15 protein-coding genes are annotated in these 15,428 nt (G+C 39.0%); 11 read left to right on the top strand and 4 right to left on the bottom strand.

Going from position 1 to position 15,428, the window contains the following annotated elements:
- Positions 1–24 precede the first annotated feature (24 nt).
- The 3 genes from ABS766_RS08445 to ABS766_RS08435 all read left to right on the top strand — a co-directional run bounded on the left by ABS766_RS08445 (position 25) and on the right by ABS766_RS08435 (position 2,034).
- Positions 25–396, top strand: a complete 372-nt coding sequence (locus ABS766_RS08445) for a hypothetical protein (RefSeq protein ID WP_408084698.1) — start codon at positions 25–27, stop codon at positions 394–396.
- Positions 397–495: 99 nt separating this feature from the next.
- Entirely contained in the window at positions 496–774 is a 279-nt protein-coding gene (locus tag ABS766_RS08440) for a DUF3817 domain-containing protein (protein ID WP_408084697.1), read from the top strand.
- Between the two features lie 6 nt (positions 775–780).
- Positions 781–2,034, top strand: a complete 1,254-nt coding sequence (locus ABS766_RS08435) for a mechanosensitive ion channel family protein (RefSeq protein ID WP_408084696.1) — start codon at positions 781–783, stop codon at positions 2,032–2,034.
- Here ABS766_RS08435 and ABS766_RS08430 read toward each other — a convergent pair.
- Positions 2,031–2,423 (bottom strand): acyl-CoA thioesterase, encoded by a 393-nt coding sequence (locus tag ABS766_RS08430; RefSeq protein WP_408084695.1) that lies wholly within the window; start codon positions 2,421–2,423, stop codon positions 2,031–2,033. The two genes, ABS766_RS08435 and ABS766_RS08430, sit on opposite strands and share 4 nt — an antisense overlap.
- A gap of 231 nt (positions 2,424–2,654) precedes the next feature.
- On the opposite strand from ABS766_RS08430, the gene ABS766_RS08425 reads away from it, so the two are divergent.
- The gene (locus tag ABS766_RS08425; protein WP_408084694.1) at positions 2,655–3,236 is read left to right on the top strand and encodes a PhnA domain-containing protein; all 582 of its coding nucleotides are present in this window, start codon (positions 2,655–2,657) and stop codon (positions 3,234–3,236) included.
- Positions 3,237–3,311: 75 nt separating this feature from the next.
- On the opposite strand, the gene ABS766_RS08420 is transcribed toward ABS766_RS08425, so the two are convergent.
- A complete protein-coding gene (locus ABS766_RS08420; protein ID WP_408084693.1) occupies positions 3,312–5,006 on the bottom strand; it encodes an alkaline phosphatase D family protein in 1,695 nt (564 codons plus the stop codon).
- A 181-nt stretch (positions 5,007–5,187) separates the two neighbouring features.
- On the opposite strand from ABS766_RS08420, the gene ABS766_RS08415 reads away from it, so the two are divergent.
- The 5 genes from ABS766_RS08415 to ABS766_RS08395 all read left to right on the top strand — a co-directional run bounded on the left by ABS766_RS08415 (position 5,188) and on the right by ABS766_RS08395 (position 9,241).
- On the top strand, positions 5,188–6,138 hold the full coding sequence (locus tag ABS766_RS08415) for an isopenicillin N synthase family dioxygenase (RefSeq protein WP_408084692.1): 951 nt from the start codon (positions 5,188–5,190) through the stop codon (positions 6,136–6,138).
- A 69-nt stretch (positions 6,139–6,207) separates the two neighbouring features.
- Positions 6,208–6,558 (top strand): translation initiation factor, encoded by a 351-nt coding sequence (locus ABS766_RS08410; protein ID WP_408084691.1) that lies wholly within the window; start codon positions 6,208–6,210, stop codon positions 6,556–6,558.
- Positions 6,559–6,570: 12 nt separating this feature from the next.
- A complete protein-coding gene (locus ABS766_RS08405) occupies positions 6,571–7,446 on the top strand; it encodes a nucleoside phosphorylase (RefSeq protein WP_408084690.1) in 876 nt (291 codons plus the stop codon).
- Positions 7,446–8,291, top strand: coding sequence for a substrate-binding domain-containing protein (locus ABS766_RS08400; RefSeq protein ID WP_408084689.1), 846 nt, complete (start codon positions 7,446–7,448; stop codon positions 8,289–8,291). Before ABS766_RS08405 ends, ABS766_RS08400 begins: the two co-directional genes overlap by 1 nt.
- A 17-nt stretch (positions 8,292–8,308) precedes the next feature.
- Positions 8,309–9,241 carry a transglutaminase gene (locus ABS766_RS08395; protein WP_408084688.1) on the top strand — a complete coding sequence of 311 codons (933 nt, stop codon included), beginning with the start codon at positions 8,309–8,311 and terminating at the stop codon, positions 9,239–9,241.
- 36 nt (positions 9,242–9,277) lie between these two features.
- Here the strand turns inward: ABS766_RS08395 and ung are convergent, their stop codons facing one another.
- The gene (gene ung / locus ABS766_RS08390) at positions 9,278–9,943 is read right to left on the bottom strand and encodes a uracil-DNA glycosylase (RefSeq protein WP_408084687.1); all 666 of its coding nucleotides are present in this window, start codon (positions 9,941–9,943) and stop codon (positions 9,278–9,280) included.
- Between the two features lie 129 nt (positions 9,944–10,072).
- On the opposite strand from ung, the gene ABS766_RS08385 reads away from it, so the two are divergent.
- Both ABS766_RS08385 and ABS766_RS08380 read left to right on the top strand, forming a co-directional pair.
- On the top strand, positions 10,073–12,241 hold the full coding sequence (locus tag ABS766_RS08385; protein ID WP_408084686.1) for an endonuclease MutS2: 2,169 nt from the start codon (positions 10,073–10,075) through the stop codon (positions 12,239–12,241).
- Positions 12,242–12,310: 69 nt separating this feature from the next.
- Positions 12,311–12,721, top strand: a complete 411-nt coding sequence (locus ABS766_RS08380; RefSeq protein WP_408084685.1) for a thiol-disulfide oxidoreductase DCC family protein — start codon at positions 12,311–12,313, stop codon at positions 12,719–12,721.
- Positions 12,722–12,763: 42 nt separating this feature from the next.
- Here the strand turns inward: ABS766_RS08380 and ABS766_RS08375 are convergent, their stop codons facing one another.
- Positions 12,764–15,397 (bottom strand): DNA gyrase/topoisomerase IV subunit A, encoded by a 2,634-nt coding sequence (locus ABS766_RS08375; protein WP_408084684.1) that lies wholly within the window; start codon positions 15,395–15,397, stop codon positions 12,764–12,766.
- Positions 15,398–15,428: the final 31 nt, after the last annotated feature.

Raw genomic sequence — 15,428 nt, 5'->3', positions numbered from 1 at the left:
AAAATAATAAATAATTATCTTGTTGTGGAGAACCAAAGTGCGCAAAAGCTTATAAATAAAATGCAGGTAGATCTTTTTAAAAAAGGTTTTGATGCTGAAATACTTGTTGAAGATTTAAAAAAATTGCGGGAATATTCTTTAAACGAACATAATCCTGTACTTACCAAAGCCATTCGCCTTACTTATGAGCACCTTGAGCAAAATGGTGCATTTTTAATCCCGATTCCGGATGATGAGCCGGTAGATGAAGAAGAGGGAGAAGTAACCACACAAGCTGCGGCTTCTGAGAATGACTTGGAAAGTCTTGAGTACCTGCTTTCTCTTTTTAGCGACCTTAGCAAGAAAAATAACTTGCTGGATTTGCGTGAATACAATAAAGCTTTTTTAGCCTTTTAATAATTTTTTATTGTTATATAATTAGGGGCTGTTTTTATTAAACAGCCTTTTTTATTAAGGGTACATTACTTTATTTTTACCTTTGCAAAAAAAATCTATATGGTCCGTTGGTTTAAAATTATTGCCACCCTGGAGGGTATATCACTGCTTGTTTTATTTCTGGTTGCAATGCCTATGAAATATATGTTTGATAACGAAAGCTTTATAAGGCCTGCAGGTATGGCACATGGCATATTGTTTATAGCATATATAATTTTAGCCTTTCTATTAAAAGAAGAACAAAACTGGGGCATAAAAAAATTCCTTTTGGTGTGTTTGGCCTCTGTAATTCCATTCGGCACATTTTATATAGAGTGGAAATATTTTAAAAAGACATGATAACAAATGGAGGTATTTAACTGGGGATATACCCTTTTCAAAGATCTTAATTTTAGTAATGATGCAGCGTTGTATGCTAACCTTGCTATTAATATAGCTGAAGTAATTATTATAGCATATGTGCTTGATTTTCTTTCAAAAAAACTGTTTGTTTTTGCCTTTGGTATATTTGCCCAGCGTACCAAAACCTCATTTGATGATATACTTATACAAAATAAAGCATCAAAGCATATTGCTCACCTTATTCCCGTATTATTTGTTTTTGAAGTCATACCTATAATATTTCATGATTTTAAACGTTTAGAAGCACTGTTTCAAAAAGGGCTTACTATTTTTATAATTATACTCATGCTGTGGCTTGTACGCAGTGTGTTTAATTCGGTAAAAGACTACCTTAAATTACAGCCTGCCTATAATGATAAGCCTATTGACAGCTACATCCAGGTAATCATGATTATATTATGGATTTTGGGTGGTATGGCTATTATTATGGTAATATTTAATGTAAAAGCTACTGCCCTGTTGGGTACACTTGGTGCGGTATCTGCCATTATACTGCTTATTTTTAAAGATACTATTTTAGGTCTTGTTGCCAGCATACAGGTAAGTGTAAATGATATGGTACGCATTGGCGACTGGATTACCATGGAAAAATATGGTGCCGATGGTGATGTTATCGAAATAAATCTGGCCACCGTAAAAGTGCGCAATTTTGATAATACCACCACTACCCTGCCCACATACAGCCTTATATCAGATTCGTTTAAAAACTGGCGCGGTATGGTAAATAGCGGCGGCAGGCGTATAAAGCGCTATATTTTAATTAAAAATAACAGTGTACATTTTGTAAGTCCCGAAGAGCTTAAAGAGTATAAAAAAATACAGATGTTAACTTCTTATATTGAACACAGGCAGGCTGATATAGACAAATATAATTCACAGGCTAAAGCTGATAAGTCAATACCTTTAAATGGCAGAAATTTAACCAACCTGGGGCTTTTTCGTAAATATGTAAATGAGTACATACAAACCCACCCTGCCATTAATAAAGAAATGACTATTATGTGCAGGCATTTACAACCTACCGAAAAAGGTATACCTGTAGAAATATATGCTTTTACATCTGATAAGCGCTGGGTAAATTATGAATATATCATGGCCGATATTTTTGACCATATTATTGCAGCGGTGCCTTATTTTGGCTTAGAGATATTTGAACTGCCCAGTGTAGGTAAAAAATTTGTGGAAACAGAAAACTAAGATTTTTCCAGGCGGTCTTTTACATACTCTATCTTAGTTTTGCCGTGGGCCGATGGTTTACCAGAACCGTCCAGGCTTACCATAGTAATATTATCAACCGTAATAATTTTTTCCTGTGTCATTTTATTACGCACTTCAGAGCGGAGCACCAGCGAGGTAACTCCAAATTTTACTACATCAATGCCTATTTCTATAATATCGCCCTGGCGTGCAGAAGCCATAAAGTTGATTTCTGACATGTATTTGGTAACAATCCTTTGGTTTTCAAGCTGTATAATAGCATATAAAGCCGCTTCTTCATCAATCCACGCCAGTAGTTTACCTCCAAATAAGGTTCCGTTAGGGTTTAAATCTTCGGGCTTAACCCATTTTCGGGTGTGAAATCTCATATCTCATATTTTTCAATTCCCAAAGATAGAATTTATCAGAGAGTAAATGCTGGTTTCGGGCGGTTTTAACCGAAAACCATATAGCCGCTGTGCACTTTATCTCGGGAGTATATTTAAAATGTATTTCTGTTTCAAAAATAAATCAATTATTTAAGCTGTCAGATAATTCATGTTATCTTTTTAAAAAATCCCTCTGCGAAAATCATTATATTTACAGCCAAAAAAATAAAAATGACAATTGAACAACAACTAAAGGAGCGCAGCGGAAACCAGTGTGAAATTTGTGGTGCAACCGATAAACTTGTGGTGTATGAAGTGCAACCTTCGCGTAATATGGGCGCAGACGGTTTTATACTGATAGATGAAAAATGCTTTAACCAGATAGAGAAAAAAGAAGAGCCGGATAGTGCTTTTTGGGAAAGCGTATTACCCACAAGTATGTGGAGCGAAGTGCCTGCAGTACAGGTAGTATCTTGGCGCATGTTAAACCGTTTCCGTAACGAAAGCTGGGCGGCAGACAATCTGGATATGATATACCTTGACGATGAACTGTTGGAATATGCCAAGGCTACCGGAGACCACACAGGTGAGGCCGGTGTAGAATTTCATAAAGACAGTAATGGCAATATTTTACAGCAGGGCGATACCGTTACCCTTATAAAAGACCTTGATGTAAAAGGTTCAACAATTAATGCCAAAGTGGGCACGGCAGTACGCAACATACGTTTAGTGCATGATAACCCAGAACAAATTGAAGGTAAAATAGACGGCCAGCTTATTGTAATACTTACCAAGTATGTAAAGAAACAATAGTTGTTTTCTTTTTCTAAAATAATAAAAACCATCCTTATACGGGATGGTTTTGTTGTTGTAATACTATTCATATTTCTATGAATAGGTTATTGTATGCCCTACTGAGGCATTATATGACTGTGATAGTATAGTATCTACAAATACCCATTCCGCTTTTACATCGGCATTGGTAAAAGTAGCCATTACATAACCCCTCCGCGAAGCATCAAAATAAGAAAGCCCATCAACCAGCAGCGTCATAGCCTGCTCAAAAGAGGCAATAGTAGCAGCATCAACGTCACCCAAATAGATTTCAAAACCAGGAGAGCTAACACTTGATGTAGCCAGCTCAACACCTACTTCGGCGCCATTCTGGGTATATAATGTATTGTACCATGCGTTGTGCGTATCTCCCGCAAGGGTGATAATTTTTTTACCGTTAAGCGAGCCATAAATAATTTCACGGTCTACAGGGTAACCATCCCATGCATCAAGGTTATAAGGCAGAGTTGTTGTTATACGCGCAGTTTCTTCTGGTGTAAGTGTCGGGTCGTTATTCAGCATACGCATTTTTATAGTAACCAACTGGGTAAGAATTTCGATAAACCCGGGTTGTCCAAAAGCAAGCAAAAGCTCTGCCGGTACATACATTTTACCCATTAGTATCTGCTGGCCTAAAACCTGCCATTTTGCGCTGCTTGAGTTTATCTGGTTAATAATCCAGTTACGTTGTGTATCACCAATCAATGTCCTTGAGGGGGTAGACAGGTCTGTCATAAAAGATACAGCATCAAAACCTCCGGCGGTAAGATAAGTATTTATATCAAGTTGCTTGTGACGGGCAATTACGCGGGTATCCAGCATAATAAGGTTTACCAGCCCGCCAATGGTAACAGTACGGTATATCAAAGCGTTATTGCTTTCATCCTGCCTTGAGAAAGGCATAAACTCGCTGTATGCCTGCAAAGCATGCTGTTTTCTTACTTCAAAACTTCCTTCGGTAGCTTCAGTATGATTTTCTGCACCGTTTTTATAGGTATCATTGGCAATTTCGTGGTCATCCCAAACGCATATAAAAGGTTTTTTTTGGTGGGCAAGCTGTAATGAAACGTCTGTCCTGTATTGCTTATAACGTGTCCTGTAATCTTCTAAACTAAGAATTTCAGTTGCAGGCTGGTGTTTTCTTCCTAAAGAAGCATTTTCGGGTGTAGCGCCATATCCGCCTGCTTCATATTCATATATATAATCTCCGAGGTGTACAATAACATCAGCATCAGATTTTGCCATGGCATCATATACATTAAAATATCCGGCCTGGTAATTAGAGCACGAGCAAACAGCCAGTTTTACAGAAGCTGCATTAACCGGCATTGTTTTGGTTTCTCCGGTTACAGAAATAGCCTTGTCATCAGTATTGGCAAAACGGTAATACAATTTTTTATCGGCTTCAAGCTCTGTAAGCTCAACAGCCAAAGTATAATCTCTTGATGCATCTGTTGTCAGTTTACCTGTCCTGATTACAGTATTAAAATTTTCATCTGTAGCCACCTCCCATATTATTTCTGCATTTGCCCTGTTGTATCGTGTCCATATAATAACCGATGTGCTGGTAGGGTCAAAACTGGCAATACCATGGTCAAAATTTTTATTTGTAAAATCTGACGGATTATAATCAGGCGCACTATTGTCATCGCTTTCACAGCTTATAAAATTAGGGGCCAGCATAATACCCCCGGCGGCTAACAATGTTGTTTGTATAAACTTTCTCCTGCTGTTGTTTTGTGTTTTCATAGTAATTTGGTTTCTCCAAAAATCAGCTTAATAATTAACAGGTCTGTTAGTTAATCTTTATGCTTTCATTACCTAATCTTATTTTTTGAGGGTATAATACACTACTTTCAAAAAAGAAATAATCCTTACATTTGTATTTACAGCTATTAGCCTGTAAACGTATTAACAATAAACGATTATTATGCAAAACATCCCCAGTGTGGATCTGCGTGATTTCCTTTCGGGTGACCCGGAACGCAAGCAAAAATTTGTAAATGAAATCGGTAAAGCCTATGAAGATATAGGCTTTGTGGCACTAAAAGGGCATTTTCTGGATGATACACTTGTAGACGAGTTATATACAGAAGTGCGTAACTTTTTTAATCTGCCGGTAGAAGTTAAAGAGAAATATGAAATTCCCGGTATTGGTGGGCAGCGTGGCTATGTTTCTTTTGGTAAAGAACACGCCAAAGGCCGTAAAGAAGGCGACCTTAAAGAGTTTTGGCATTTTGGCCAGTATCTTCCGGAAGGTTCTAAATATGCAGGGGAATATCCTGAAAATGTTGAAGTTAAAGAGTTGCCTAAGTTTAATAAAGTTGGTGAACAAGCCTACAAAATGCTTGAAAAAACTGGTGTATATGTATTGCGTGCACTGGCACTGTATTTAGGGTTAGACGAGTTTTATTTTGACAAATATGTAGCTGAAGGCAACAGCATATTACGCCCCATACACTACCCTCCCATCACTCAGGAACCGGATAATGCGGTACGTGCTGCTGCGCATGGCGATATTAACCTTATTACCCTGTTAATGGGTGCGCAGGGCAAAGGGCTGCAGGTACAAAACCATAAAGGCGAATGGATAGATGCCATTGCACAGCCAGATGAACTGGTAATAAACGTAGGTGATATGTTAAGCCGCCATACCAACAACAAACTTAAAAGTACCATACACCAGGTGGTAAATCCGCCGCGTGAATTATGGGGCACCTCACGCTACTCTATACCATTTTTTATGCACCCAATTAGCGAAATGAAACTGGATTGTTTAGAAAATTGTATTGATGATGAACATCCTAAATTATATGAGGATATCACAGCGGGAGAATTCCTATATGAACGCCTTGTAGATTTAGGCCTGATTAAAAAATAATACATAAATTTATACCTGTAAAGGCATTGGGTTTTTACGCCTGATGCCTTTTTTTATAAAGTTTGAATTATGGCAAAAAAAAGTAACAGCCTGGAAGATTTAGGAGGCTTTGTATTTTCTACAAATAGTGATTTTGAGTTTGATAGTAATGAGCAACAGCAGGAAACACTTGCTAATAATGAGCAGCGACTTGAAGCGCACCTGGATAAAAAAAATCGTGGCGGTAAAGTTGCTACTGTAATAAAAGGGTTTGAAGGTACAGATGATGACCTGAAAGCCTTGGCTAAAAAATTGAAAACCTTGTGCGGCGTTGGCGGATCGGCAAAAGATGGCGAAATTATTATTCAGGGAAATTTCAGGGATAAAGTTATGGACTATCTTGGTAAAGAAGGTTATATAGTTAAACGTGTAGGCGGTTAAAGCAATAGTAAAATGGAAATCAAACAATCTGAACTTATACTTAACCCTGACGGGAGCATTTATCACCTTAACCTCAGGCCGGAAAACATTGCCTCTACTATAATTTTTGTAGGTGATCCTGACCGGGTTGAAAAAATAACCCAGCATTTTGATACTATAGAGTTTACTACACAAAAGCGTGAATTTAAAACCCAGACGGGTATCTATAAAGGTAAGCGGTTAACCGTGCTTTCAACCGGTATAGGGCCTGATAATATTGATATTGTACTAAATGAGCTGGATGCATTAGTAAACATAGATCTTGAAACACGTGAGCCTAAGGCAGTATTAACCCCGTTAAATATTATCCGCATTGGCACTTCGGGTTCTTTACATGCCAATATACCGGTAGACAGTTTTGTAATGTCATCTTACGGCCTTGGTATGGATAACATGCTGCGCTCGTATATTGTTAATGGCTTATCAGATAAGGCGCTTCAGGATGCTTTTATAGCCCATACCGGTTGGGACAGTCACAAAGGCAGCCCATATGCCATACAGGGTAGTGAAATACTGATGGAAATTTTTGATTCAGAAGAAATTCACAAAGGCATTACCGCCACAGCACCCGGCTTTTACGGGCCACAGGGGCGCATACTGCGGCTGGATATTCAGGACAGGCAACTCAACCATAAATTAGATAGTTTTAGTTATAACGGTAACCGTATTACCAACCTCGAAATGGAAACAGCAGCTATTTATGGCCTTTCCGGGTTACTGGGGCATAATGCCATTTCGCTAAGTGCTATTATAGCAAACCGTGAAAGTGGCACTTTTAGTAATGACCCTCATGTTGTTGTAAATAAATTAATTGAATTTGCATTAAATAAAATATCAGAAAGTTTATAATGGGTAAAATACATATAGCAGGCGTACCGGAACATTTTAACTTACCCTGGCGGCTATGCATAGAAGAAGGTAAATTTGCAGAAAAGGGTGTTGATGTAAAATGGACGGATGTACCCGAAGGTACCGGCAGGCTTTGCCAGATGTTGCGCGATGGCGAAACAGACATTGCCGTAATACTTACTGAAGGTATTGTAAAAGATATTACTGCAGGCAACCCCTCTAAAATTGTGCAGGTTTACGTTCAATCGCCGCTTATATGGGGTATACATGTGGCAGCACGCTCTGCCTATATCACACTGGGCGACCTGGAAAATAAAATTGTCGCTATAAGCCGTTATGGTTCCGGATCGCACCTTATGGCATTTGTAAATGCACAAAATGAAGGCTGGGACACAGCCAACCTGCGTTTTGAGGTGATAAATACGCTTGATGGCGCCATAAAGTCATTAACCGATGGCACGGCCGATTATTTTATGTGGGAACGTTTTATGACAAAGCCTATAGTAGACCAAGGTATATTTCGCCGTGTGGCAGACTGCCCCACCCCCTGGCCCAGTTTTGTTATTGCTGTGAGAGATGAAGTATTAGTTAACAGCCCCCAAATAATTGGAACAATATTAGATGTTATAAATACTAAAACTTCTGGTTTTAAAGAAATAAAAAATATTACACGGATATTAGCAGCACGTTACGGGCAAAAAGAAGAAGATACTGCTGAATGGTTGTCTTTAACGCAATGGTCAGATCAAAAACTCACACAAGATATACTGTATACCGTACAGGAGCAATTACTTGACCTGAATATAATAGACCGTAAATTAAGTTTTGAAAATGTGGCAGGATGATATTGCTGCCTTAACGTATGGTGAAGGAATTTCTTGCCAAAATAAAAAACCTGCTTAAAAAGCTTCGCATCCCGAAGCCATGGGATTCCATTATCATTTTTATTTTAAACCTGCTTATATCCATACCTGTTTTCATCATACTGCACCAAAACCTTATAGACCCGGAGTGGCCACTGCATATAGACCGGGTTTTAATTTTTATTACCCTTGTAACGTTAATACAGCTTATACTTACGGTATTAAAAAAAATACTTATAATTTGTATAGGCTTTTATGTGCTTGCGCTATTGTTTGGTTCTCTTTTTGGCGATTATGGTTTTCGTTCGGTATATGAAGAATACCAGGCTATGGTATATACTATGGCATATGACCCTAACCCACAGGGGGTAATTTTATCTAAATTACTGCCATTCCCTAATAAAAGTAAAATTATAGATGCGGTAGATTATAACAATCCACAGGTACGCAATTATGCCGTGGGGGCTGCCACAAAATATTTCAGGGATATTAAGGGATTCCAAAAAGAACGCCGGATGATTCAGTGTTTCTCCGTTTTTAAAGACATCCGTAACCGCTGGATATATGTTAATGACCCACATAATGCTGAATATATTGCAACTGCTGACGAATCGTTACAGCATTTTGCCGGAGATTGTGATGACCATGCCATATTAATGGCTGCGTGTATAAGGGCCGTGGGTGGTACACCACGAATTATACATACCGGTGGGCATTTATACCCTGAAATGCTGGTGGGCGATAAAGCTGACCTTGAAATTGCAAATTACCTGATTAAAGAACAGCTTTTTGCTGATGAAAGCCGTGGGCACGAAGTACATTACCATGTAGACGAGTATGGCCAGGTATGGCTCAACCTTGATTATACCGCACGTTATCCTGGCGGGCCGTTTATGAGCGAAGAAATTTTAGGGGCATTAACATTTAATTAAATAACACACATTAAGCTACTTAGGTTATATAGACCTTTACCATACTATTGTTTTCTTGCCGTTTTTTGCTAAAAATTCATTTGTCTTGCTAAAATGTTTATTGCCAAACCAATGCCCTTTATTGGCGCTTAAAGGAGAAGGATGCCCCGATTCTAATACATGGTGTTTACTTTTATCTACGCGTGCCCCTTTCTTTTTGGCAAATCCGCCCCAAAGTAAAAACACTACATTTTCCTTTTCGTCAGATATTTTTTGTATTACAGCATCGGTAAAAGTTTCCCAGCCTTTACCCTGATGGCTGCCCGCCTGCCCCTGCCTTACGGTTAATGTTGCATTTAGTAAAAGCACTCCCTGCTCTGCCCAGCGTTCTAAATTTCCGGTTGGCGGAAAAGACTTACCAAGGTCCTGTTCAATTTCCCTGAAGATATTTACCAAAGATGGTGGCATGGGTATACCATCATTAACCGAAAAACAAAGCCCGTTAGCCTGCTTAGGGCCATGATAAGGGTCCTGCCCTATTATTACAACTTCTACCTTATTAAAAGGACAATGGTCAAAAGCAGCAAAAATCTGTTTCCCGGGCGGATAACAAACATGGTTTTTATATTCTTCTTTTACAAAATCAATCAGGTTTTTAAAGTAGGGCTTATCAAATTCGCTATCCAGTACTTTTTCCCAGGAGGGCTCTATATTTATATTCATTATTTCAGGTTGTCTCACAAATATAATAATTACCGGCATGGCAGCCATAAACTTTTAAACTTTACTGCCATTTGTGCAGTAAGTGCCAATATATAGTATTTTTGCATAGAATTTGCTTTAAAAACAGTAATGATAAGTATTACAGATAAAACCTTAAAAGATTTAGAATTCGGTACCGTGCTTGAAACAGTAGCTTCTGGCTGCAGTACAGATCCCGGCCGTGAAAAAGCGTTGCAGATAGCGCCCTTTAAAAATAAAGAGCAGCTTATGGATGCGCTTAAGCAAACATCAGAGTATGTTGCCTCTTTTGCTAATAATAATGCATTGCCCAACCATGGATTTGAACTTATATCAAAAGAGATAAAATTTCTTGCAATAGAAGACAGCTACCTTGATGCAGCCGCATTCAGAAAGATAGCAATACTCTCTGAAACAGCCAATACGCTTATAAAATTTCTTGAAAAGTTTGAGGACTACTACCCCACCCTCCACACCCGTGCTGGCGAAGTGGAGTATACCAAAGAGATTACAAAACTTATTGATAAGGTAATTGATAAATACGGCGAGGTGAAAGATGAAGCATCGCCAAACCTGCAACTTATACGCAGGCAGATGAATGAGGTTAAAGGAAAAATAAACCAAAGCTTTGCCGCTGCCCTTACACAATACAACAGCCAGGGGTACCTTGACGATATACGTGAAAGCGTGGTAGAAAACCGCCGTGTACTTGCCGTATTGGCCATGTACCGCCGTAAAGTAAAAGGCTCTATATTAGGAAGCTCTAAAACGGGCAGTATTACTTATATTGAACCCGAAGCCACATTGCGCTATTCGAGGGAATTGAATAACCTTGAATATGAAGAAAAAGAAGAAGTTAAGCGCATACTCAAACAATTATCCGATCTGATACGCCCGTTTGTGCCGTTATTAAATGATTATCAGGAATTTTTAACCGCTATAGATGTAGTTTCGGCCAAGGCCAAATATGCCCAGAGGATTAACGGGCTGCTACCCAACATTACCGAAGAAAAGCGTATGTTTTTCAGGGATGCTTACCACCCCATACTTTATGTAAATAACCGCAGAAAAAATGAGCCGGTATACCCGCAAACTATAGAGCTGGCGCAGGATAACCGCATTATTGTTATTTCAGGCCCCAATGCCGGGGGTAAAAGTATTACACTCAAAACCATAGGGCTGCTACAACTAATGTTGCAAAGCGGCTTGCTGATACCTGTTCATGAGCGTAGCGAGACTTTTTTGTTTGACCGTATACTTACTGATATTGGCGATAACCAGAGTATAGAAAATCACCTGAGTACCTACAGCTACCGCCTTAAAAACATGAATTACTTTTTAAGAAAGTGTAACGATAAAACTCTTTTTCTTATTGATGAATTCGGAACCGGGTCAGACCCTGAGTTGGGTGGCGCGCTGGCCGAAACATTTCTGGAAGAATTTTATCATAGGGAAGCTTTTGGTATCATTACCACACATTATACCAATTTAAAAATGCTGGCTAATGAATTGCCTTTTGCTACCAATGCCAACATGCTTTTTGACGAACGTTCACTGGAGCCGATGTATAAATTGATACTGGGCCAGGCCGGTAGCTCGTTTACGTTTGAAGTGGCACAAAAAAACGGTATTCCGTACGGATTAATAAACCGCGCTAAAAAGAAAATAGAAAAAGGCAAGGTACGTTTTGATAAAACTATTGCCAACCTGCAAAAAGAACGTTCTAAGCTGGAGAAAACCTCGCAAACCTTAAAAGAAGAAGAACAGCGCGCACGGGAGGAAGGCAAAAAGATGGAAAACATCAACACACGTATACAGCAAAAGCTGGAAAGCTACCAGGAGTTATATGATGCCAACCAGCGCCTTATTTACCTGGGCCAAAAACTGGATGAGTTAAGTGAAAAATACTTTAATAATAAGAATAAAAAAGAGCTTATTGGCGAACTGCTTAAAACGGTAGAGATTGAAAACTCCAAACGCAAAAAACTGCTGCCGAAAGAAAAAAAGAAACAAGAGGTGGTACAAAAGCAGATAATAGCCGAGGTAAAAGAAAAAGTAGCCGAAATCCGCCAGGTAAAAAAGGAGAAAAAGATTAAAGAAGCTGCTACACCAAAACCTAAAGCGCCTATTAAAATTGGTGACCGCGTGCGTATGATAGACGGCAAGGCTGTTGGTACGCTTGATGCTATTGAAAAAAATAAGGCAACGGTAAATTACGGTATATTTACCAGTAAAGTTGATTTAGAATCGCTGGAACTGGTTGAAGCTGTGAAGAAATAGCTGTAAGCCTTTAGCTATTAACACATAATTGTGCAGTATAGTTTATAAACAAAACTTTAACCTGAAACAATGAAATTACCAGAAAATAAAAAAATTATTTTGTTTGACGGGGTTTGTAACCTGTGTGACAGCGCTGTGCAGTTTATAATTAAACACGATAAAAAAGATGTGTTCAGGTTTGTGGCACTGCAATCGGAGTTAGGCCAGGAAATTGTTAGCTATATAAGTATTGATACCTCCAAAACGGATTCCATAATATTATATATTCCCGGAAAATCATACTATTACAAAGCTGAAGCAGCATTAAATATTTCTAAAGATTTAAGTGGTGGCTATAACTTACTTAGCCTGCTTAAATTTATACCGAATGTTATATCAAATTCGGTATATGACTACGTGGCACGTAACCGCTACAAATGGTATGGTAAAAAAGAGGCCTGTATGATACCCACACCTGAACTAAAAGCTAAGTTTTTATAAAGAATAAAGAGTGCAATTAAGCACTCTTTTATTTTGTGTATACTATTCCAGGCTTAAAATAATCTGTCCATCCTCATCCAAAGATATATTGGTGTTTTCATCAGTCAGGTCAACCTCACCTTTAACATCCATTTCTTCCGGAATCTCCTCTTCAGGGGCTTCATAAGGCAATGGTTCCAATAAGTTTACCTGTTTTACTTTATCTGTAGTGAGCTGGTTTCCTAACGCCTTAATACCTTTAACGGCAATAAAATCTTCAAGGTCAACCGTTAATGTTTCTTTTTGTACCCCTTTAATTTTCGGGAATATAATTTCGGCTACCGGCCTGTAATCGGTACTTACAATTTCAAGCTGGGAATTAGGATGCTCGGTTATAAAAAGCTCCTCTTTATTTTCATTTTCAATAAGGAAACGTTTTATGTAATACCGTTCTTTTTCACCATCATAATAAATAGCAGAAACCGGTTTTTTGGGTACCCATTTCTCCAAAACAATCATGCCCTCATCAAAATGAGTAGTAAGTTCGGGTATAATGGTTTTCAGCTTGCCATTTTGGTTTATGATAAGCAATCGGTCGTTAGGCCTGAATTCGCCCAAAAGCTCGCCCCTGCCGTCTACATTCAGGCGTTGTACCGTATCATCAAACCAAATGCGGCGTGGTTTTAAGGTGGAAATACCTTTTTCTTTCAGTTCAATACGCTTAATAGGATATTTGCTAACCGTGTTACCGCGTGATGCCCTGCCTTTAATGCCTATTTCTGCAAAATCAAGGTCAAACTTAAGTTTTTTAATATTTCCGGTCTGGCGTAATAAAATGGTTACCACTTCGGCCTCTCCATTTGGGTTAGCAGAAAAATACAATACCTGGCTGCCTTTGGTGCCCTGTGTCATATCATACGCCTTATCCCGTGTGATGCTGCTTACATTAAAACGTTTTACATAAGTTGGCCCGCTTTTACCATCGCGGTATATCATGTTATAAATGGTACGCTTATCATTTTTATTAAATACAGCTACATGAATGATGTCTTTGCCAATAAAGGTTTTTACGTCAACTTTAGTTACCATCATATTTCCGTCGCGCAAAAATACAATCACATCATCTATATCACTGCAATCGGCAACATACTCATCTTTTTTAAGCCCGGTACCCACAAAGCCCTCTTCGCGGTTTACATAGAGTTTGGTGTTACGCAATACTACTTTTGTAGCTTCAATATTATCAAAACTACGCAATTCCGTTTTACGCTCCCTGCCCTTACCATATTTGGCTTTCAGGTTCATAAAGTAATCAATGGCGAAATCTATAATATGCTCCAGGTGATGTTTTACCTGTTCGATTTCGCCTTCAAGGGCTTCTATTTTCTGTTGTGCCTTATCAATATCAAATTTAGAAATACGCTTAATCCGTATTTCTGTAAGCCTTACAATATCCTCTTTGGTTACCGCACGTTTCAGGTGGGCTGTAAAAGGCTTCAATCCTTCATCAATAGCCTGTATTACCCCCTCCCAGGTTTCTTCTTCCTCAATCAGGCGATAAATACGGTTTTCTATAAAAATACGCTCAAGCGATTGAAAATGCCATTGTTCCTGAAGTTCAGCTAACTGAATTTCAAGCTCACTCCGCAACAGGTTTACTGTGCGGTGGGTAGAAATACGCAGCATGTCGCTCACCCCTACAAAATATGGCTTTTGGTCTTCAATAACACAGCCCAGTGGTGCTACCGAAGTTTCGCAGGCTGTAAAGGCGTACAGTGCATCTATGGTTTTATCTGGCGATACTCCCGGCGGAAGGTGGATAAGAATCTCTACTTCTGCGGCGGTATTATCTTCTATTTTTTTAATTTTTATCTTGCCTTTCTCATTGGCTTTAAGGACACTGTCTATTAAAGTAGAGGTATTAGTAGTAAAGGGTATTTGTGTGACAACCAGAGTACTTTTATCCAGTTGCGATATTTTTGCACGCACCCGTACACGCCCTCCGCGCATACCGTCGTTGTAATTAGACATGTCGGCAATACCTGCCGTAGGAAAATCGGGATATAAAGTAAACGGCTTGTTTTTTAAAACTTTTACAGAGGCATCTATAAGCTCATTAAAGTTATGGGGCAATACCTTTGTAGATAAACCTACTGCAATACCTTCGGCACCTTGTGCCAATAATAACGGAAATTTTACAGGAAGGTTTACCGGTTCATTACGGCGGCCATCATAAGAGAGTTGCCAGGTAGTGATTTTTGGGCTGTATAAAACTTCTAAAGCAAATTTGCTGAGGCGTGCCTCAATGTAACGCGATGCTGCAGCGCCATCTCCCGTAAGTATGTTACCCCAGTTACCCTGGGTATCTATAAGCAGTTCTTTCTGGCCTATCTGTACCATGGCATCGCCTATAGAGGCATCACCGTGTGGGTGGTACTGCATAGTATGCCCCACCACATTGGCCACTTTATTATAGCGCCCGTCGTCAAGCTCTTTAAGGGAGTGCATAATACGCCGCTGTACGGGCTTAAAGCCGTCTTCAATAGCGGGCACTGCACGTTCCAGAATTACGTATGAAGCATAATCCAGAAACCAGTCTTTATACATACCGGTTACCTTGGTAATGGTATCGCCGGAATTGTCTTCCCTGTTGTAAAAATGTTCTCCTTCTAAAGGCTCAAAATTATCTTCGCTCATTTAATTGCTTCAAATAACTATTTGAATTTTA

The sequence above is a fragment of the Flavobacterium rhizosphaerae genome (assembly GCF_046000445.1).
GTDB classification, from domain to species: Bacteria; Bacteroidota; Bacteroidia; order Flavobacteriales; family Flavobacteriaceae; genus Flavobacterium; species Flavobacterium rhizosphaerae.
Note: the sequence above shows the minus strand (reverse complement) of the source record. Positions and strands in the feature narration are given on the sequence as shown.

Excerpts from the sequence above, each read along its gene's own strand:
- ABS766_RS08400 (WP_408084689.1), top strand. The coding sequence starts at position 7,446 with ATGGGTAAAATACATATAGCAGGCGTACCGGAACATTTTAACTTACCC.
- ABS766_RS08405 (WP_408084690.1), top strand. The coding sequence starts at position 6,571 with ATGGAAATCAAACAATCTGAACTTATACTTAACCCTGACGGGAGCATT.
- ABS766_RS08395 (WP_408084688.1), top strand. The coding sequence starts at position 8,309 with ATGGTGAAGGAATTTCTTGCCAAAATAAAAAACCTGCTTAAAAAGCTT.
- ung (WP_408084687.1), bottom strand. The coding sequence starts at position 9,943 with ATGAATATAAATATAGAGCCCTCCTGGGAAAAAGTACTGGATAGCGAA.
- ABS766_RS08385 (WP_408084686.1), top strand. The coding sequence starts at position 10,073 with ATGATAAGTATTACAGATAAAACCTTAAAAGATTTAGAATTCGGTACC.
- ABS766_RS08440 (WP_408084697.1), top strand. The coding sequence starts at position 496 with ATGGTCCGTTGGTTTAAAATTATTGCCACCCTGGAGGGTATATCACTG.
- ABS766_RS08430 (WP_408084695.1), bottom strand. The coding sequence starts at position 2,423 with ATGAGATTTCACACCCGAAAATGGGTTAAGCCCGAAGATTTAAACCCT.
- ABS766_RS08420 (WP_408084693.1), bottom strand. The coding sequence starts at position 5,006 with ATGAAAACACAAAACAACAGCAGGAGAAAGTTTATACAAACAACATTG.
- ABS766_RS08425 (WP_408084694.1), top strand. The coding sequence starts at position 2,655 with ATGACAATTGAACAACAACTAAAGGAGCGCAGCGGAAACCAGTGTGAA.
- ABS766_RS08435 (WP_408084696.1), top strand. The coding sequence starts at position 781 with ATGGAGGTATTTAACTGGGGATATACCCTTTTCAAAGATCTTAATTTT.
- ABS766_RS08410 (WP_408084691.1), top strand. The coding sequence starts at position 6,208 with ATGGCAAAAAAAAGTAACAGCCTGGAAGATTTAGGAGGCTTTGTATTT.
- ABS766_RS08375 (WP_408084684.1), bottom strand. The coding sequence starts at position 15,397 with ATGAGCGAAGATAATTTTGAGCCTTTAGAAGGAGAACATTTTTACAAC.
- ABS766_RS08415 (WP_408084692.1), top strand. The coding sequence starts at position 5,188 with ATGCAAAACATCCCCAGTGTGGATCTGCGTGATTTCCTTTCGGGTGAC.
- ABS766_RS08380 (WP_408084685.1), top strand. The coding sequence starts at position 12,311 with ATGAAATTACCAGAAAATAAAAAAATTATTTTGTTTGACGGGGTTTGT.